Annotated in this window: 17 protein-coding genes; 7 read left to right on the top strand and 10 right to left on the bottom strand. The window is 64.3% G+C overall.

Annotated elements, in window-relative coordinates:
- Positions 1-158: 158 nt before the first annotated feature.
- Positions 159-1,127: a helix-turn-helix domain-containing protein gene (locus tag ACE10Z_RS07955; RefSeq protein WP_375787428.1), complete on the bottom strand. Its 969-nt coding sequence runs from the start codon at positions 1,125-1,127 to the stop codon at positions 159-161.
- Positions 1,128-1,976: 849 nt separating this feature from the next.
- On the opposite strand from ACE10Z_RS07955, the gene ACE10Z_RS07950 reads away from it, so the two are divergent.
- Positions 1,977-3,173, top strand: a complete 1,197-nt coding sequence (locus ACE10Z_RS07950; protein ID WP_375787427.1) for an OpgC family protein — start codon at positions 1,977-1,979, stop codon at positions 3,171-3,173.
- 170 nt (positions 3,174-3,343) lie between these two features.
- On the opposite strand, the gene ACE10Z_RS07945 is transcribed toward ACE10Z_RS07950, so the two are convergent.
- Complete coding sequence (locus ACE10Z_RS07945; protein WP_375787426.1) at positions 3,344-4,123, bottom strand: alpha/beta fold hydrolase; 780 nt, start codon at positions 4,121-4,123, stop codon at positions 3,344-3,346.
- 424 nt (positions 4,124-4,547) lie between these two features.
- Between ACE10Z_RS07945 and ACE10Z_RS07940 the strand changes: the two genes are divergently transcribed.
- From ACE10Z_RS07940 to ACE10Z_RS07915, 6 genes are all read left to right on the top strand, one after another.
- Entirely contained in the window at positions 4,548-4,823 is a 276-nt protein-coding gene (locus ACE10Z_RS07940; protein ID WP_002714638.1) for a DUF1153 domain-containing protein, read from the top strand.
- 227 nt (positions 4,824-5,050) lie between these two features.
- Positions 5,051-6,628: a flagellar basal-body MS-ring/collar protein FliF gene (gene fliF / locus ACE10Z_RS07935; protein ID WP_375789775.1), complete on the top strand. Its 1,578-nt coding sequence runs from the start codon at positions 5,051-5,053 to the stop codon at positions 6,626-6,628.
- A gap of 1 nt (position 6,629) precedes the next feature.
- Positions 6,630-7,715, top strand: coding sequence for a flagellar motor switch protein FliG (gene fliG, locus ACE10Z_RS07930; protein WP_375787425.1), 1,086 nt, complete (start codon positions 6,630-6,632; stop codon positions 7,713-7,715).
- Positions 7,715-8,338 (top strand): FliH/SctL family protein, encoded by a 624-nt coding sequence (locus tag ACE10Z_RS07925; protein WP_375787424.1) that lies wholly within the window; start codon positions 7,715-7,717, stop codon positions 8,336-8,338. Before fliG ends, ACE10Z_RS07925 begins: the two co-directional genes overlap by 1 nt.
- 18 nt (positions 8,339-8,356) lie before the next feature.
- Positions 8,357-8,707, top strand: a complete 351-nt coding sequence (gene fliN, locus ACE10Z_RS07920) for a flagellar motor switch protein FliN (RefSeq protein WP_021076999.1) — start codon at positions 8,357-8,359, stop codon at positions 8,705-8,707.
- 53 nt (positions 8,708-8,760) lie between these two features.
- The gene (locus ACE10Z_RS07915; RefSeq protein WP_207835228.1) at positions 8,761-10,146 is read left to right on the top strand and encodes a sigma-54-dependent Fis family transcriptional regulator; all 1,386 of its coding nucleotides are present in this window, start codon (positions 8,761-8,763) and stop codon (positions 10,144-10,146) included.
- Between the two features lie 33 nt (positions 10,147-10,179).
- Here ACE10Z_RS07915 and ACE10Z_RS07910 read toward each other — a convergent pair whose 3' ends face one another.
- From ACE10Z_RS07910 to ACE10Z_RS07875, 8 genes are all read right to left on the bottom strand, one after another.
- Complete coding sequence (locus ACE10Z_RS07910; RefSeq protein WP_171947754.1) at positions 10,180-10,335, bottom strand: hypothetical protein; 156 nt, start codon at positions 10,333-10,335, stop codon at positions 10,180-10,182.
- Positions 10,336-10,570: 235 nt separating this feature from the next.
- Positions 10,571-11,155 carry a flavin reductase family protein gene (locus tag ACE10Z_RS07905; protein ID WP_375787423.1) on the bottom strand — a complete coding sequence of 195 codons (585 nt, stop codon included), beginning with the start codon at positions 11,153-11,155 and terminating at the stop codon, positions 10,571-10,573.
- A gap of 7 nt (positions 11,156-11,162) precedes the next feature.
- The gene (locus tag ACE10Z_RS07900) at positions 11,163-12,008 is read right to left on the bottom strand and encodes an ATP-binding cassette domain-containing protein (protein ID WP_375787422.1); all 846 of its coding nucleotides are present in this window, start codon (positions 12,006-12,008) and stop codon (positions 11,163-11,165) included.
- A gap of 8 nt (positions 12,009-12,016) precedes the next feature.
- Positions 12,017-12,925, bottom strand: coding sequence for an aliphatic sulfonate ABC transporter permease SsuC (gene ssuC / locus ACE10Z_RS07895; protein WP_375787421.1), 909 nt, complete (start codon positions 12,923-12,925; stop codon positions 12,017-12,019).
- Positions 12,922-14,103, bottom strand: a complete 1,182-nt coding sequence (ssuD, locus tag ACE10Z_RS07890; protein ID WP_375787420.1) for an FMNH2-dependent alkanesulfonate monooxygenase — start codon at positions 14,101-14,103, stop codon at positions 12,922-12,924. Before ssuD ends, ssuC begins: the two co-directional genes overlap by 4 nt.
- Positions 14,085-15,038, bottom strand: coding sequence for a sulfonate ABC transporter substrate-binding protein (locus ACE10Z_RS07885; RefSeq protein ID WP_375787419.1), 954 nt, complete (start codon positions 15,036-15,038; stop codon positions 14,085-14,087). Before ACE10Z_RS07885 ends, ssuD begins: the two co-directional genes overlap by 19 nt.
- A gap of 40 nt (positions 15,039-15,078) precedes the next feature.
- Complete coding sequence (locus ACE10Z_RS07880) at positions 15,079-16,029, bottom strand: sulfonate ABC transporter substrate-binding protein (RefSeq protein ID WP_375787418.1); 951 nt, start codon at positions 16,027-16,029, stop codon at positions 15,079-15,081.
- Between the two features lie 420 nt (positions 16,030-16,449).
- On the bottom strand, positions 16,450-17,655 hold the full coding sequence (locus tag ACE10Z_RS07875) for an LLM class flavin-dependent oxidoreductase (protein ID WP_375787417.1): 1,206 nt from the start codon (positions 17,653-17,655) through the stop codon (positions 16,450-16,452).
- Positions 17,656-17,957 lie beyond the last annotated feature (302 nt).

The raw sequence follows: 17,957 nt of genomic DNA, 5'->3' as shown, positions 1-17,957 counted from the left end.
GCGATCGACGACCCATCCATCACTCGCCGGTTTTCTGGATCGGCATCGCCTTGTTACAGGCAGCGATCGCGATCTACCTTTGGTCCGACGACCTGTCCTGGCGGCCGGCACCCCCGCGATAAAGGCGGGCATGCACATGCCGATAACGGCAGCGCGGCTCAGTTGGCCCCCCTTCGGGCGCCGCGCGGAGAATCGCCGAAGCGAATTCGGAACAAGCGATTGAAATGCGAAACATCCGAGAAGCCAACCTCCAGCGCGATGTCGGAAATTCGCTGACGGCGGGCGTGAGACCCGGTCAGCAATTCGAACGCCCGCTGGAGACGCAATTCGTTCAAGCGCTCCGTGAACGACGTTCCCGATGACGCCATCAGGCGCTGCAGATAGCGAGGTGAGATGCCCTGGCGACGTGCGACCGTTTGAACGCTGAGCCCAGGCTCCTGATAGTGTGCAGTGATGTAGTCGAGTGCTGCACTGTGCCGCGCAGCCACGACGGCGCTCGCGCTGCTCTCGCCCAAGGCGGGAGGTTCGCCGATCGCGAGAGCGGCGAGATCGTAGATGTGGGTCACGACCGTATGATGAAGTTTTGGGGCGGCCAGCGCTCTCGCCTTGTGGACCGATTTCAGATATGCCGCGAATAGTCGGAATGCCTCTGTCCGGTGCCCGATCGGTCGCATGACCAGGCTTTCGACGTTCGTCACGCGCTGCTCAAGCTCCGCGCGCGGCACGGCCAGACCGAATTGCAATCCATCGACATAGATCACGCTGACGGGCTCGGAATGCAGAATTGCGATTGCATCACCCGAGCGAAGCTCAACTTCCCGGCCGAGCTGCGATAGCTGACTTCTGCCGGGAGAGCAGAAGATGAGACCGATGGAATCATCGCCATCGGCCAGGTTCGTCTGCAAACGCTTGAAGCGCATCGAAGTGCCCTTCAGCGCGAGGGTACGCAAGCCCTGAACCGCCTGCAGCGACGCATCAGCCTGAAGTGGAATGTTCGACAGCGGCTCGATATCGGCATGCACGACGCATCGCCCAAAGTGCTCGCGCCATAGAGGAATACGAATCCGCTCCGGAAGGTCGCGCGTCGAAAATCGATACGATGCAAAATTGGCTGCGTCCGTAGGCATGGGGACCTCCAGCCTTTACAGAACATCAGGATGAAATACTGCGGCACACCATTATCAGTGTCTGCATTTTGCAATTCGCGCACCGGCCTTTTCAGGGTCCGTGCGCACAAATCCAAGAAGCCACGCTGTCGATCTGCTAGATTGAACTGCTTGTGATCGATGCTGATGTGAACTAGTTCACGTACCGGTCAGAATATTACCTATATACTGATCGCGAAAGTCGCGGCCTTTATTTCTCCCTTAGGAGGAGACGGTTGCGACGGCACTATCTGTAATTGCCGCCATCGGATTCATTAGACGCCCTTGGCAGCGCGCAAGCGCGATGCCCCTGTTCGCAATTGATCCGGTTTACGGAGCCGCGGGCAGGTTACTTTGAATGTTTGAATGATTGCAGATACCGATTTTATTTCGCTGCTTTGGCCAAATCGCTAAGCAGAACTTGTCGGACATAAAATGCCGGCGGCACCATTGGCTTTTGGCCGTCGATTGAAATGGTCGAAATCTGTCACGTGGGAATTCAACCTCAGTGATCAGGAAGGCGTTCGATCATGTCCACCATATTCGACATGCTTTATCATGAGTACTGTCGTGCCCGCCTCGCCGAAATGCGAAAGCAGCTTTTGATACCTCGCATCGGCGAGGCCTTGCCGGCGCCACCGGAAGACGGCGATCCACCCGGGCCCCGCGATTGCGGCTGGCCGGCTAAAGCGCCGCCACCCCTGGGGTAGCCGAGCGTACAATCCTGTGGCTTGGCCGGAGGCTAGTCCGGCACGCGCGCCTCGGAGCATCCGGGCGTCTCACGGGCCGACGCCCGATGAGGCCGTACGCGCAGGCCGGACAGATCTACAGATGCATGACCGAACCCACACCTCGAAGCGAATGATCGGCGAAACTCCGCCGGAATTCAGATCGACCGACCGCGACCCGCGCATCGACGTTTGCCGCGGCATCGCGCTATGGTGGATCTTTCTCGACCACATTCCAAACAACGTCGGGAGCTGGCTGACGCTGCGCAGCTACGGCTTTTGCGATGCCGCCGAAATATTCATGTTCATCTCAGGCATGACTTGCGCGCTGGCCTACGGAAGAACGCGTCAGCGCGACGGCTGGAGAGGCATGATCGGCCGCTCGTTGCGGCGCGGATGGGACATTTATGCCGCCCTGCTCCTGCTTACACTCGCTTGCGCCGTCCTCGTCTACATCGCGGGCAGCGATCGTCTTGCCGACGAGAGCAACACGCGGGTTCTGTTCGAGCGTCCGGGCGCGACGCTTGCACATGCCGCGATTCTGCAATACCGCCCCGTCAATGCCGATGTCTTGCCGGTCTTTGTGATCTTTCACGTCCTGTTCGCGCCGCTGTTGTGGCTGCTGCTGCGCGCACCAAACGTGACGCTTGGCCTCTCGCTGTTGCTCTATGCGCTGGTGCACCTCTTCGGCTGGCGGGTTCCTGCCTGGCCCGGCGGCGTGTGGTTCTTCAATCCGCTGGCCTGGCAGTTGCTGGTCGTGCTGGGCGCTTGGTATGTGGTCGAGGGGAAGAAAATCCGGGGATGGGTGACGTCGCGCTCCGCGCTGGCTGTTTCCGTTCTCCTTCTGGCGTTGAGCCTGGTCCTTGCACTCGGCCAGCACATCAAGCCGCTGGTGCCGCAGGCTTTGACGGATTTGTTATTTCCACTGGACAAATCGAATCTGAGCCCGTTGCGGCTGCTGCATTTCCTGGCTCTCGCGATCGTGGCGTCATGGCTCGTTCCGCAGGGTTGGCGAGGGCTGTCGACACCGATGCTGCGCGGCGCGAGGCGTTGCGGCGAGAATTCGCTGCCGATCTATTGTCTCGGCGTGCTCCTGACGCTGATCTGCCAGTTTGATCTGTTCGACGTCTCGAACCGGCTTTCGATGCAGATCGCACTCAGTCTCGGCGGCGTCTTGATGATGATTGTCGCTGCGGCGCTCCTGAACGCGCTCAGCGCCAAGCGCAAGCCTGCGGAGGACACGGTTGACCGGGAAATGCCGAGGATCGCGCGCACCGGATCGCTGCTGGTCCAGAACTGACAGTCGTCGCCGCTCCGTCAAACCTGTTGCCCCTGATGATAATTTGAATCGTGCCGGATATCGGCCATTTGCCAGTTTCGATCGCGCGCGCATTGTCGGGGAAACCATTCCGTTCAAGCGTCGGTTTTTGCTCCGGCGGTGACGTCGCGAGGCACGCTTATTGGCGACACTCACTCCGACCGGCCCGCGGCGTCGAGGATCAGCCGCGTAATCGGCTCAGGCTGCGAGATCAGCGCGAGATGGCTGGCCTTCACCTCGATCGTGGTGGCGCCCATCCGCCTGGCCATGAAGCGTTCGAGATCCGGATTGATGGTGCGGTCCCCGGTCGAGACAGCGTAGTAGCTCGGCTTGCTGCGCCAGGCCGCGTGGCTGGTCTTGCCTGACAGCAGCTGCTTGTGGAACGGCTGCTGCACGGCATAGAGCACCTTTGCTTTCGCTTCCGGGATGTCGCCGGCGAAATCGCGCAGGAACGCTGCTTCATTCAGCCGTCCCTCGTCGCCATCGAACACGATGCCTGCGCTCGCGGGCGGCGTCGGATAGGTTTTGGCGAGCGCAGTGTAGTCCTCATCCGCATCGGGTGCGCGCGCGGCGATATAGACCAGCGCCGAAACATTCGGATGCACGCCGGCCTCGGTGACGATCATGCCGGAGAAGGAATGGCCGACCAGAACGGTCGGGCCGTCCTGACGATCGAGCACACGCTGCGCCGAGGCGACCGCTTCCGGCAGCGTGGTCAACGGATTTTGCACGGACGTCACATTGAGCCCCGCGGCCTGCAGGCGCGGAATGACCTCGGACCAGCACGAGCCGTCGGCTAACAGGCCGTGCACCAACACGACATTGCGCGCCTTCACCGGCGGCGTGGTTGCGGCGATGCCGCGCGAAGACACCAGCGAAGCTGCGGCGCCGGCAAGCAAGGCGGTCGAGAAGGTGCGTCTGTTCATCATCATGACAAAGGCTCGGATGGAAGGATTGGAAACCGCGCCCGCCGGCGGTGAGCGGACAATCTCTCCTACGCAGGCAAAGGCGCCTGGTTACGCGCGACGTCGCCGCGGAGATCAAGGATAGTTGAACAGGTGGGAAGCTTGACCAATGTTCACCTCGCATGAGGTCGACGACACAGCGGGAAGATGCCGGAAGGAAAGGTTGGCTTCTGCTGCTAGCGGGGCTGGATCAGCCGCAGGTGTGGCTAGCCAGGCGGCCGGATGGGAGGGGTGAAAACCGGCGTCACCGCTCCCAAGCGCCTAATCCGCCGCCCTGTTCCCGGCCGTTCCAACGAGATTCGTATTGAACGCTTGGGCTTAGGCAAATTTTAAACCGGTGGGCGTAGGTTACCAATCGCGAGTTCAGTGGTTGAGAGTTTGTGAGTACGCCATGACAGAACCCCATCGCCCGAGGGTGAAATACGTCATCGGGCCTGACGGCAGCCCGTTAACGATTGCGGATTTGCCGGCCCCCGGTACCAAACGGTGGGTCATCCGCCGCAAGGCCGAAGTCGTCGCTGCGGTCCGCGGCGGCCTGCTCTCCCTTGAGGAGGCCTGCAGCCGCTACACGTTGACCGTCGATGAATTCCTTTCCTGGCAGTTCTCGATCGACCAGCATGGTCTGGCCGGACTGCGCACGACGCGTATCCAGCAGTACCGGCAGTAAGTTTCTCCTAAAGAGTGGTATTTGACGAAAACCGGCCTCGCTTTGCGAAGCCGGTTTTTTTGATGTCCGCGTTTTTGCCGCGGTTCTTAACCTTCGTTAACCATATGGAAACCATACCCTAGGCAATATTTGCCCAGTCGGACCCGCGTGGGCCGAATCCCTGGGGGCCGTTGGTGCAAAGTCTGGTTGCTTTCTTCAGAGGTCTAGGTGCGGCCCGCCTCGCGGCCATGGTTGCGGTCACCGCAGCCCTGATCGGTTTCTTCGCGTTCGTCATCATGCGCGTCACCACGCCGCAGATGACCACCCTCTTCACCGACCTGTCGACCGAGGATTCCTCGGCCATTATCAAGGAGCTGGAGCGCCAGGCGATCCCGTTCGAGCTGCGCAGCGACGGCGCCGCGATCATGGTGCCGAAGGACAAGGTGACGCGGCTCCGGATGAAGCTCGCCGAGGGCGGCATGCCCAAGGGCGGCGGCGTCGGCTACGAGATCTTCGACAAGTCGGACGCGCTCGGCACCACGAGCTTCGTCCAGAACATCAATCACCTGCGGGCGCTGGAGGGCGAGCTCGCCCGCACCATCCGCGCCATCGACCGCGTCCAGGCCGCGCGCGTCCACCTCGTGCTGCCGGAAAAGCCGCTGTTCTCGCGCGAGACGCCGGAACCCTCCGCCTCGATCGTGCTCAGGGTGCGCGGCGCGCTGGAGCCGCAGCAAATCCGCGCGATCCGCCACGTCGTCGCCTCTGCCGTCAACGGGCTGAAGCCGCAGCGGGTCTCGATTGTCGACGAGGCCGGCCAGCTGCTCGCCGACGGCGCCCAATCCGATGCCGATGCCGCGGTCGGCGACGAGCGCCGCGCCGCCTTCGAGAAGCGAATGCGCAAGCAGGTCGAGGACATCGTCTCCTCGGTGGTCGGCGCCGGTCGCGCCCGCGTCCAGCTCTCCGCCGACTTCGACTACAACAAGATCACCCAGACCTCGGACAAGTTCGACCCCGAAGGCCGCGTGCTGCGCTCGACCCAGACCCGCGAGGAATCGAGCCTCACCGCCGATAATTCCGGCCAGGTCACCGTCGCCAACGAGCTGCCGGGCAACCAGAACCAGGACAACGCCGCCCGCGCCCGCGACCAGAGCAAGAAGAGCGAGGAAACCAACAATTACGAGATTTCCCGCACCACCAAGACCGAGGTGACCGAGGCCGGCCGCGTCAACCGCATCTCGGTCGCGGTGCTGGTCGACGGCGCCTACTCCAAGAACGAAAAAGGCGAGATGGTCTACCAGGACCGCACCAAGGAGCAGCTCGACCGCATCGCCGCCCTGGTCCGCTCCGCGATCGGGTTCGACCAGAAGCGCGGCGACCAGGTCGAGGTCGTCAACCTCCGTTTTGCCGAGCCGCCGACCGCGCAGCCGATCGCCGAGCCGACCGGCCTGCTCGGCATGCTGCAATTCACCAAGGATGACGTGATGTACGTCATCGAGCTCGGCGTCATGATGATGCTCGGCCTCGTCGTGCTGTTCATGGTGGTCCGCCCGCTGGTCAAGCGCATCGTGGCGGCCGACGTCATTCCGTCGCTGGCGGGCGGTGCGGGCGTGCCGGCGCTGGCCGAAGCCCATGCCGAGAGCGCCGGCGCAACCGGCCAGGCGCTGATCCCAAGCGGCAGCGGCGCTGCGCAATTGATCGACGTCGCCCAGATCCAGGGCCAGGTCCACGCCCAGGCCGTGCACCGGGTCGGCGAACTCGCCGAACGCAATCCGAACGAAACCGTCTCCATCGTCCGTCAATGGCTGAGCGAGCCGGTAGAGAACTGACATGGCCGCCGTACCCCAGACCACCAACGCCAACGACATCGCCACCGTCCTCTCGACGCTGGCGAGCCGGCAGAACGGCCGGGCCAAGGGCAAGCCGCTGCCCGGTCCGAAGCGCGCCGCGATCCTGATGCTCGCGCTCGGCGAGCAGTATGGCGGCAAGATCTGGTCGATGCTCGACGACGAGGAGGTCCGCGAACTGTCGGTCCACATGTCGACGCTCGGCACCGTCGAGGCCGACGTGGTCGAGGATTTGATGCTGGAATTCGTGTCGCGGATGTCGGCCTCCGGCGCGCTGATGGGCAATTTCGACGCCACCGAACGGCTGCTGCAGCAGTATTTGCCGGCCGAGCGTGTCACCGGAATCATGGACGAGATCCGCGGCCCCGCCGGGCGCAACATGTGGGAGAAGCTCTCCAACGTGCAGGAAGAGGTGCTCGCCAACTACCTCAAGAACGAATACCCGCAGACCATCGCCGTGGTGCTGTCGAAACTGAAGCCGGAGCACGCCGCGCGCGTGCTGGCGATCCTGCCCGAGGACATCGCGCTCGACGTGGTCGGCCGCATGCTGCGGATGGAGGCGGTGCAGAAGGAAGTCATCGAGCGCGTCGAGCAGACGCTGCGCACCGAGTTCATGTCGAACCTGTCGCAGACCCGCCGCCGCGACGCCCATGAGGTGATGGCCGAGATCTTCAACAATTTCGACCGCCAGACCGAGACCCGCTTCATCACCTCGCTGGAAGAGGAAAACCGCGAATCCGCCGAGCGCATCAAGGCGCTGATGTTCACCTTCGACGACCTGATCAAGCTCGATTCGGCCTCGGCCCAGACCCTGATGCGCAACATCGACAAGGACAAGCTCGGCGTCGCGCTGAAGAGCGCCAACGAGGAGGTGCGCAGCTTCTTCCTCGGCAACATGTCCTCGCGCGCCGGCAAGATGCTGATGGACGACATGGCCGCGATGGGCCCGGTGCGTCTGCGCGACGTCGACGAGGCCCAGGCGCTGCTGGTCAACCTCGCCAAGGATCTCGCTGCCCGCGGCGAGATCACCCTGACCAAGAACCGCGCCGACGACGAGCTGGTGTACTGATGGCCGCGCCCGCAAAATTCCTGTTCGACACCGACTTCTCGGCACCGGACCGTTCGCGCGAGCGTGCGCCGACCCCGGCCGAGGTCGCGCAGAAGGTCGCCGACGCCGAGGCGCGGGCCTATCGCGCCGGCTACGAGGCCGCGCTGCGCGAGGCCAAGGTCGAGAGCGACCGCCGCGCGGCGCAGGCGCTGGAGGAGATCGGCACCGCGATCAAGGGGATCGCCGCCCGCTTCGCCGGCATCGAGACGCGGATGGAGACCGAGGCCGTCGACGTCGCGGTCGCGGTCGCCCGCAAGCTCTGCTCCGAACTGGTTGCACGCGAACCGCTCGGCGAGATCACCGCGCTGGTCTCCGACTGCTTCTCGCATCTGGTGGCGACCCCGCATCTCGTGGTCCGCATCAATGACGCGCTCTACGAGACGGCGCATGACAATATCGAGCGGATGGCGGCGCATTCCGGTTTCCAGGGCCGGCTGGTGATCCTGGCCGAGCCCACCATTGCGACCGGCGACTGCCGGATCGAATGGGCCGACGGCGGCGTGGTGCTGGAGCGCGCCGCGATCGAAGGCAAGATCAATGAACTCGTCGGGCGCTATCTGGCGTCCCGCGACCAGACCGGCTGAAGGATTGAGGGCTGAACCATGAGCGACACCGACACCCACGTCCCGCTGCCCGATCTCAACGCCGCCGACGCGCCGGGGATCGACGACATCGGCTACAACGAGGACGAAAATGCCGCGCGCATCGCGGCCGACCTCGAGGCCGTGTTCGATGTGCCGGTGCAGGTCTCGGCGGTGCTCGGCCGCTCCAAGATGGACGTCGGCGACCTGCTGAAGCTCGGACCGGGCACCGTGCTCGAACTCGACCGCCGCGTCGGCGAGGCGATCGACATCTACGTCAACAACCGCCTGGTGGCGCGTGGCGAAGTGGTGCTGGTGGAAGACAAGCTCGGCGTGACCATGACCGAAATCATCAAGGCAGAACGCTCGTAACAACTTGACGGTACCGCGCGGAACCTGCGCGACCAGACGAACAGGAGATCATCATGCGGCTTCTCATCGTTGGCACCCTGAAGGGCCAGCTCACGACCGCGACCAAGATCGCGATGGACAACGGCGCCTCGGTGACCCACGCCGAGGCCGCTGAGCAGGCGATGAACGTGCTGCGCAGCGGCAAGGGCGCCGACCTCCTGCTGGTCGATGTCGGCCTCGACATCCGCGACCTCGTGATGCGGCTCGAGGCCGAACACATCCACGTGCCGATCGTCGCCTGCGGCATCTCCAACGACGCCCGCGCCGCGGTCGCCGCGATCCATGCCGGCGCCAAGGAATACATCCCGCTGCCGCCCGACCCCGAACTGATTGCAGCGGTGCTCGCCGCAGTCGCCAACGACGCGCGCGATCTGATCTATCGCGACGAGGCGATGGGCCGGGTGATCAAGCTCGCGCAGCAGATCGCGGGCTCAGATGCCTCCGTGATGATCACCGGCGAGTCCGGCACCGGCAAGGAAGTGCTGGCGCGCTACGTCCATTCCCGCTCGGCTCGCGCCAAGCGGCCGTTCATCTCGATCAACTGTGCGGCGATTCCGGAGCACCTGCTGGAATCCGAACTGTTCGGCCACGAGAAAGGCGCCTTCACCGGCGCGGTGGCGCGCCGCATCGGCAAGTTCGAGGAAGCGACCGGCGGCACGCTGCTGCTCGACGAAATCTCCGAGATGGATGTGCGCCTGCAGTCCAAGCTGCTGCGCGCGATCCAGGAGCGCGTGATCGACCGCGTCGGCGGCACCAAGCCGGTCCCGGTCGACATCCGAATCATCGCGACCTCGAACCGCAATCTGTCGGAGGCGGTGCGCGAAGGCAGCTTCCGCGAGGACCTGCTGTTCCGCCTCAACGTCGTCAATCTGAAGATCCCGCCGCTGCGCGATCGTCCGGCCGACATCCTCGAGCTGGCGCAGCATTTCGCCAAGAAATATGCCGAAGCCAACGGCGTGGCGGTCCGCCCGATCTCGACTGAGGCCCGCCGCGTCCTGACCGCGAACCGCTGGCAGGGCAACGTCCGCGAGCTCGAGAACACCATCCATCGCTCGGTCCTGATGGCGCAGGGCGACGAGATCGGTGCGGACGCGATCCTGACCCCCGACGGCGACCGTCTCGACCTCGCCAAGACCGCACCCGCGGTCGCGCACGCCACGCTGGCCGCCGAGCAGGTCACCCGCGCGCTGGTCGGCCGCACCGTCGCCGACGTCGAACGCGACCTGATCCTGGAGACGCTGAAGCACTGCCTCGGCAACCGCACCCATGCCGCCAACATCCTCGGCATCTCGATCCGCACCCTGCGCAACAAGCTGAACGAATATGCCGACGGCGGCATCCCGATCACCCCGGCCGGCAATGGCGCGCCCGATTATCAGCGCATGGCGAGCGCCGGCTGAGAAAGGGAAAGCGGCGGGCGACCCCGCCGCGGCTCACGAATAGTTGGGCGCATCGGGCTTGCGAAAGATCCGGATCGGATCGCCTGGTGTGATGTCGCGGCCGGTGAAGGTCACATACGCATAGAGCGCAAGGTACGCGACGGCGATTGCGCCGACGAGATAGAACAGCCAGGCTCCCACGCGCTTCATCGAACCGTCACGTCTGCGAAACATCCGCGGCTTTTAGTGCGCTTGCCGGGAAAGCGCCACGGCCAACATGCCGCGCCAGCCCCTTGCCATTCCCTTGCCATTCATCCCTTGAGTCTTGCGGGCAGCTGCCTTATTCAATCTCCTATTGCGCTTTTATATTTATACCACTGGAACGTGATATGGCCCGGCGACGCTGAGCGCGCTCTTCTGACGCCTGATCCGGACAAGCAGCGCGCTAGCGCACACCATGGACGTGACGTGACGGCAGGCTGACTTCGGCCAGCCTGGCGGCGTCTTCGTCGCGGTCGATCGCGACATATTCGCCGTGCCAATACGCCAGCGCGGCGGTGCGCTCCGATGCGATCACATCGAGCACGCGACCGATGACGATCGCGTGCGAATGCCGCTCGATGACCTCCTCGACCTCGCAATCGATCGCAGTCAGTGCCCCGACCAGCAATGGCGCGCCCGAGGCGCGCGTCGTCCATTCGGCTCCCGTGAACCGGTCGGCGCCCTTCAAGCCGCCCTTGCCGGTGAAGCGCTCGGCGATGTCGAGCTGATCCGCGGTCAGGATGTTGACGCCGAACACGCCATGGCGCGCGATCAGCGGCCATGACGAGGCAGCGCGGTTGATGCTGACGATCAGCGACGGCGGCTCGACCGACAGCGACGACACCGAGGTCACCGTCATGCCCGAGATATCCTTGCCCCGCCCGGCGGTGATGACGCTGACGCCGCCGGTGAGATGGCGCATCGCGCCACGGAATTCATCGGCCGCCACCGCGGGCTCGATCGAAACATTGCGGACGACGGAATTCATGGCGACCTCACAGATCGGATGTGTCTTCGCTGCCCTCGAGCAGGTGCTTCAGGATCTCGCCTTCCAGCGCGGCGAGTTCGGCCGAACCGCGCCGGCGCGGCCGTGGCAGGTCGATCGTGACATCCTCGGCGATCCGGCCGTCCTCGATGACCAGCACGCGGTCGGCGAGCGCAACCGCCTCGGCGACATCGTGCGTCACCAGGATCGCGGTAAAGCCCTGGTCGCGCCAGACCCGCTCCAGCAATTGCTGCATCGAAATGCGAGTCAGCGCATCGAGCGCGCCGAGCGGCTCGTCGAACGCCAGCACGCGCGGCTGGGAGACCAGCGCCCGCGCCAGGGCCACGCGCTGCTTCTGTCCGCCGGACAGCACCGACGGCCATTGGTCGCGCTTGTCGCCGAGGCCAACCTCGACCAGCGCCCGCTCGGCGCGGGCCTGCGCGTCGGCAGACGAGCGTTCGCGCCCCAGCCCCACCTCGACATTGGACAGCACCCGCGCCCAGGGCAGCAGGCGCGGCTCCTGGAACATGACGCGGACATCCTGCGCCCGGGGTTCTTCACCGAACGCGATGCTTCCCGCCGTCGGCGCGTCGAGGCCGGCGATCAGGCGCAGCAGCGTGCTCTTGCCGCAGCCGCTGCGGCCGACGATCGCGACGAACTGGCCGGCCGGGATGTGCAGGTCGATGCCGCGCAGCACCTCATTGTCGCCGAACGCCTTGCGCAAGCCGCGGATGGTCAGCGACAGGCCGCGGGCCGCACCTTCCGCCACGCGCCGCAAATGCCGCGCCTTCACGACGATGTCGGCGTGGTCAACCGGTTCGGCGTCGACCGGCTGGAAACGAAGCGCTTCTTGCATTCTCATTCTCACTTCTTCTGGAAGGCGGGGTGCCACGACAGGGTGAGCCGCTCCAGCGCCCGCGAGGCGCTGTCGGCGAGCTTGCCGAGCAAGGCGTAGATCAGGATCGAGAGCACGACGACGTCGATCAGCATGAATTCGCGCGCCTGCATCGCCATGTAGCCGAGGCCCGACGAGGCCGCGATGGTCTCGGCGACGATCAGCGTCAGCCACATGATGCCGAGCGCAAAGCGCAGTCCGACGAAGATCGACGGCAGCGCGCCCGGGAAGATCACCCGGCGGAACAGTTCGCCGTCAGTCATGCCGTAGATGCGGCCCATCTCGATCAGCTGCGGGTCGACGGTACGGATGCCGTGCAGCGTGTTGAGATAGATCGGGAAGAACACGCCGAGCGCGACCAGGAACAGCTTGGCCGACTCGTCGATGCCGAACCACAGGATGACCAGCGGGATCAGCGCCAGATGCGGGATGTTGCGCACCATCTGCAGCGTGGTGTCGGTGAGCTTGGCCGAGAGCTGCGACAACCCGTTGGCGAGGCCGAACGCGAAGCCGATGCCACCACCGATCACGAAGCCGATCGATGCGCGCCAGAAGCTGACCCAGATGTTGCGGACCAGCTCACCGGACAGCAACAGCTTCCACCCGGCCAGTGCGACATCGGTCGGTGCCGGCAGCACCCGCGAGGGCACGAAACCGGTGACGCAGGCGAGCTGCCAGATCAGCACGATCCCGAGCGGCACGATCCACGGGATCAAGCCGTCGACCTTCGGAAGTTTTAGCGCGCTGGAGCTGTTTCCGTTCCGATGGGATCGGAACGGAGCTCCAGATTTCTGTTTTGACGCGTTTTCTTCACCCGAACCGGCATCCACTTCGCTCGAAAACGCTTTGCGGCGCGGAAGGCTGTCAATGAGACTCATGATTGCGATGCCTGCTTCTGCGGACGGTAGTCGTTGCCGATGGTCTCGCCGAACGGCCCGGTGTTGACGCGGATCGGCGTCACGTTGCCGGGCTGCGCCAGCGACAGCAGCGGGAACACCAGCTCGGCGAACCGATAGGCTTCCTCGAGATGCGGGTAGCCCGACATGATGAAGGTATCGACGCCGACGTCCTGATACTCCTTGATCCGCGCGGCGACGGTCTGGGGATCGCCGACCAGCGCGGTGCCGGCCCCGCCGCGCACCAGGCCGACGCCGGCCCAGAGGTTCGGGCTGATCTCGAGCTTGTCGCGCCGTCCGCCATGCAGCTGCGCCATGCGTTGCTGCCCGACCGAATCCATCCGCGCGAAGATCTTCTGCGCGGCAACAATGTTGTCGTCGGTGACGTACTGGATCAATTCGTCGGCGGCCTTCCAGGCCTCCGCGTTGGTCTCGCGCACGATCACGTGCAGGCGGATGCCGAACGACAGCTTGCGGCCGCGCTGCGCGGCAACGGCATTCACCTTGGCGATCTTCTCGGCGACCTGTGCCGGCGGCTCGCCCCAGGTCAGATATTTGTCGACGGTGTCGACCGCGACGTCGATGCCGGCGTCCGAGGAGCCGCCGAAATACAGCGGCGGCCGCGGCGATTGCACCGGATTGAACAGCAGGCGGCCGTCCTCGATCCGGATGTGCTGGCCTTCGACATTGACCGTCTTGCCGGCCAGCAGATCGCTATAGACGTTGAGGAACTCGCGCGTCACCGCGTAGCGTTCGTCGTGGTCGAGGAAGATGCCGTCGCCCTTGTTCTCGATCGGATCGCCGCCGGTGACGACGTTGATCAAGAGGCGGCCGTTCGACAGCCGGTCCAGCGTCGCGGTCATGCGGGCGGCGACGCTCGGCGACTGCAGGCCGGGCCTGACCGCCACGAGATAGCGCAGGCGCTCGGTCCACGGCGCGACGGCCGAGGCCACCACCCAGGAGTCCTCGCAGCTACGGCCCGTCGGCAGCAGCACGCCGTAATAGCCGAGCTGGTCCGCGGCCTGCGCGATCTGGCGCAGATAGTTGAAGTTCACCTCGCGGCCGCCGATCGACGTGCCGAGATAGCGGCTGTCGCCGTGGGTCGGCAGGAACCAGAGGATATTGGCGTTGGTTGGGGTGCTCACGTGCCCGGTCTCCATGCAACGTCGGAAATCTTGATTTGTTTGGGGATCAGGCCGAGCGCGAAGAACGTGTCGGCGACCTGTTGCTGATCCGCGATGACGGTGTCGGTGACCGGCTTGATGCCATAGGCCTGCCGCTTCAGCGCGACCTCCACCACCGGCACCGACAGGCCGATGCTCGGCGCCAGCTGTTCGGCGACGGCGTGGATGTCGCCCTTGGCCCAGTCATCGACCTCGCTCAGCTGCGCCAGCACGAGCTCGACGATCTTCGGATCGGTCTGCAGGAACGTCTTCGAGGCGAAGTAGAACTGATAGTTCGCGACGATGCCGGTGCCGTCGGCGATGGTGCGCGCGCCGGTCGCCGCCTCCGCCGCGGCCTGGAACGGATCCCAGATCACCCAGGCATCGACCGCGCCGCGCTCGAACGCCGCGCGCGCATCGGCCGGCGCCAGGAACACCGGCTCGATCTCGGAATATTTGACGCCGGCTTTCTCCAGCGCCTTCACCAGCAGATAATGGACGTTGGAGCCCTTGTTCAGTGCGACCTTCTTGCCCCTGAGATCAGCGACCGACCTGATCGGGCTGTCCTTCGGCACCAGGACCGCCTCGCCTTTCGGCGCCGGCGGCTCGTATGCGACATACTGGATCGGCGCTCCGGCGGCCTGCGCGAAGATCGGCGGCGCCTCGCCGGTGTTGCCGAAATCGATCGCACCGACATTGAGCGCCTCGAGCAGCGGCGGCCCGGAGGGAAACTCGGTCCACACCACCTTGGTGCCGGCCGATTTCAGCTTCTCCTCGAGCGAGCCCCTGCTCTTGAGCAGCACCAGCTTGCCGTATTTCTGATAGCCGATGCGGACAACTTTCTCCTGGCCGTAGGAGGCGCCGACGGTCGCGGCGACGATGCTGACCGAGAGCACGGCGCGAGCGACCCAGCGCCGAAGTAAACGCGTCATGGGAATATCCTCTGCATTGAACTGACCAAACGCGCGCCGATCAGGTCTGGGTGTTGCGCCAGACGATGTCGCGGATCGCGATCTGCTTCGGGATCAGGCCGAGCTTGAAGAAGCGGTCGGCGACGCCCTGCTGGGTCGCAATGATATCGTCGGTGACGGGCCCGACCGAGAAGCCGGCCCGCTTTGCCGCGATGGTCTGGATATCGAGCGGCACGCCGGTGACGGCGGCCAGCGACTTCGCGACCTCATCGGGATGCGCCTCGGCCCATTTCGCCGTCGATGTCGTGACATCGACGATCTGCTGCAGCAGGGCGCCGTGCTTGTTCGCGAAGTCGCGGTTGGCGATGTAGAACGAGTTGGTCTCGGTGATGTCGCGGGTCTTGACCAGGATGCGGCCGTTCTGCCTGGTCTCGGCAATTGCGAAATACGGGTCCCAGATCGCCCAGGCATCGATCCCGCCATTGGCAAAGGCCGGGCCCGCGTCCGGTGGCGTCAGATAGACCGGCGTAATGTCGTCATAGGTCAGCCCGGCCTTCTCCAGTGTCTGGATCACGACGTTGTGGGCGCTGGATCCCTTGGTGAAGCCGACGCGCTTGCCCTTGAGATCGGCGATAGCTGTGATTGCCGAATTCTGCGGCACCAGGATGCCGGAGCCATTGATGATGGGTTGCGCGGCGGCATAGACGATGGCCGCGCCCGCGGCCTGCGCGAAGATCGGCGGAGAATCGCCGACCGCGCCATAATCGACGCTGCCGACATTCATCGCCTCCATCATCGGCGGCCCCGAGGAGAACTCGACCCATTTCACGCTGACGCCCTGCGGCTTGAAATGATTTTCCAAGGCCTCGCGCTGGCGCGTGATCACGAGCACGCCGTTCTTCTGGTAGCCGATACGAATTTCCTTCGCGTCCGCCTGGGCCTGCGCGTTTCGTGACAGCGCGGCCGTGGCGGCTGCGACGAACGACCGCTGGAGGAACTCACGACGCTTCATTCCAAAACTCTCCTGACGATCAAGCGCGTTTCTCAACACGCGATCATGCGATGTCAGGATGATGGGGCGCGCGAATGAAGCTGTCGAGCACCGCACAAAAATAGCGATGCCCGCACTTCGCTGCAGGCATCGCGCGTGCCGTTTCGTTCAAGGCGCAGGTCGCACGTAGCGAATTATTTTCTTCACGCGATCGCGAGGTCGCTGCACAGGACGAAACGCGATGAGATTAGAGCAATCTCAAGCAACGTCGGTAGGTCACCTCTCCCTTGGGAGAGGTCGGCGCGCAGCGCCGGGTGAGGGGTCACAGTCTCTCGCGGGAGCTGCGGCCCCTCACCCGATTTGCTGCGCAAATCGACCTCTCCCCGTTGGGGAGAGGTCGACCGAACACGCGGCCGCACCTATTCAAGCTACTGCTCTCGATCAGCCGGCGGCTGCGGTCTTCGGGCCGACATTGACCGCGAGTTTACCGTAGCGGTCCGAGAATGCCTGGGTGTCGATCTCCTCGAGCTGGATCGAGCCGTCAAGCACGCCCTTCTTCCAGGCATCGTGCTCGGGATCGTGCTGAAACTCGGGCATCACCTCTTTCCCGAACAGTTCCAGCGACTCGCAGATATGCTCATGGGTGTTCTTGCCGGCCTGGTTGAGCAGGATCACCTGGTCGATATGCGAAGCGCGAAAGCGCCGCAGCTTCTTAGCGATCGTTTCCGGCGAGCCGATCAGGCCGCCGCGCAGCGCCGCCTCCTGTGCCTCCGGATTCTCGCGCTTCCACTTGTTGTACTCGTCCCACATGTTGACGGTGCCGGGCGCCGGGCGTTGCCGGTTCTGCGCCTGCCCGTAATAGCGCAGGGCGAACTGGAAGAAGGTCGCGCCGTCGGCGCGCTTGCGCGCCTCTTCATCGGTCTCGGCGCACATGAAGAACGAGACCAGCGCCATGTTGGGATTGATCTCGTAGTCGGCGAGCTTCTTCAGCCGCTTGGTGATCGCGTTGTAATAGGCGTGCACCCAGGCATGCGCCGCCTCGGCGCTGACGAACTGGAAGCCGAGCGCGCCAAATCCGTTCTGCCCGGCGCGTTCGATCGTCGGCAGTTGCGAGCAGGCCATCCAGAGCGGCGGATGCGGCTTCTGCACCGGCTTCGGCACGACGTTGCGCAGCGGGATGTCGAAATACTTGCCGTGATGTTCGGTGCCGACCTTGGTGAACATCGGGAAGATCGCCTGCACGGCTTCCTCGAACACCTCGCGCTTGGTCTCCATGTCGCGGCCGAACGGCGTCAGCTCGGTGATCGAGGCGCTCTCGCCCATGCCGAATTCGCAGCGGCCGTTGGACAGCAGATCGAGCACCGCGACGCGCTCGGCGACGCGCGCGGGATGATTGGTGGTGAGCTGGAAGATGCCGTGGCCGAGCCGGATGCTCCTGGTGCGCTGGCTCGCGGCGGCAAGAAAGGATTCCGGCGCCGGCGAGTGCGAATATTCCTCGAGGAAGTGATGCTCGACGACCCAGGCGTAGTCGTAGCCGAGCCGGTCGGCGGTCTCCAATTGCGTCAATGCGTTCTGGTAGAGCCTGAGCTCGTCGCCGTCATTCCAAGGGCGCGGCAGTTGCAGCTCGTAAAAGATGCCGAATTTCATCAGTTTTTCTCCCGGGCGTTTGTTATTGCTCTCAGTGTATTGCGGTGGGAAACCGAGTCCAGTTCGCCGAATTTCGCCAGACGAGACGGATTGGCGCGCGACGCTCCATCATTACCGATCCACGACGAGTGCGCTACGGACGGCACCAAACTATTGCGTCCGGTAAACGGATGCCCGCGTCGGTGAGTTTCGCCTGACAAGACACGCCCTTCGGTCTGCTGCCCCGCCCAGCCTCCAGCGACGCTCTTTGCCGCATCCGAATCGCTCCTGGAGGATTGTAATTTTTGCGCGCATTGATCTGG

The sequence above is a fragment of the Bradyrhizobium sp. Pha-3 genome, from assembly GCF_042258615.1.
Taxonomy (GTDB): Bacteria; Pseudomonadota; Alphaproteobacteria; order Rhizobiales; family Xanthobacteraceae; genus Bradyrhizobium.
This window is presented reverse-complemented; position numbering and strand designations above follow the sequence as displayed.

Coding starts and splice junctions, on each gene's coding strand:
- ACE10Z_RS07955 (WP_375787428.1), bottom strand. CDS start 1,127: ATGCCTACGGACGCAGCCAATTTTGCATCGTATCGATTTTCGACGCGC.
- ACE10Z_RS07950 (WP_375787427.1), top strand. CDS start 1,977: ATGCATGACCGAACCCACACCTCGAAGCGAATGATCGGCGAAACTCCG.
- ACE10Z_RS07945 (WP_375787426.1), bottom strand. CDS start 4,123: ATGATGATGAACAGACGCACCTTCTCGACCGCCTTGCTTGCCGGCGCC.
- ACE10Z_RS07940 (WP_002714638.1), top strand. CDS start 4,548: ATGACAGAACCCCATCGCCCGAGGGTGAAATACGTCATCGGGCCTGAC.
- fliF (WP_375789775.1), top strand. CDS start 5,051: ATGGTTGCGGTCACCGCAGCCCTGATCGGTTTCTTCGCGTTCGTCATC.
- fliG (WP_375787425.1), top strand. CDS start 6,630: ATGGCCGCCGTACCCCAGACCACCAACGCCAACGACATCGCCACCGTC.
- ACE10Z_RS07925 (WP_375787424.1), top strand. CDS start 7,715: ATGGCCGCGCCCGCAAAATTCCTGTTCGACACCGACTTCTCGGCACCG.
- fliN (WP_021076999.1), top strand. CDS start 8,357: ATGAGCGACACCGACACCCACGTCCCGCTGCCCGATCTCAACGCCGCC.
- ACE10Z_RS07915 (WP_207835228.1), top strand. CDS start 8,761: ATGCGGCTTCTCATCGTTGGCACCCTGAAGGGCCAGCTCACGACCGCG.
- ACE10Z_RS07910 (WP_171947754.1), bottom strand. CDS start 10,335: ATGAAGCGCGTGGGAGCCTGGCTGTTCTATCTCGTCGGCGCAATCGCC.
- ACE10Z_RS07905 (WP_375787423.1), bottom strand. CDS start 11,155: ATGAATTCCGTCGTCCGCAATGTTTCGATCGAGCCCGCGGTGGCGGCC.
- ACE10Z_RS07900 (WP_375787422.1), bottom strand. CDS start 12,008: ATGCAAGAAGCGCTTCGTTTCCAGCCGGTCGACGCCGAACCGGTTGAC.
- ssuC (WP_375787421.1), bottom strand. CDS start 12,925: ATGAGTCTCATTGACAGCCTTCCGCGCCGCAAAGCGTTTTCGAGCGAA.
- ssuD (WP_375787420.1), bottom strand. CDS start 14,103: ATGGAGACCGGGCACGTGAGCACCCCAACCAACGCCAATATCCTCTGG.
- ACE10Z_RS07885 (WP_375787419.1), bottom strand. CDS start 15,038: ATGACGCGTTTACTTCGGCGCTGGGTCGCTCGCGCCGTGCTCTCGGTC.
- ACE10Z_RS07880 (WP_375787418.1), bottom strand. CDS start 16,029: ATGAAGCGTCGTGAGTTCCTCCAGCGGTCGTTCGTCGCAGCCGCCACG.
- ACE10Z_RS07875 (WP_375787417.1), bottom strand. CDS start 17,655: ATGAAATTCGGCATCTTTTACGAGCTGCAACTGCCGCGCCCTTGGAAT.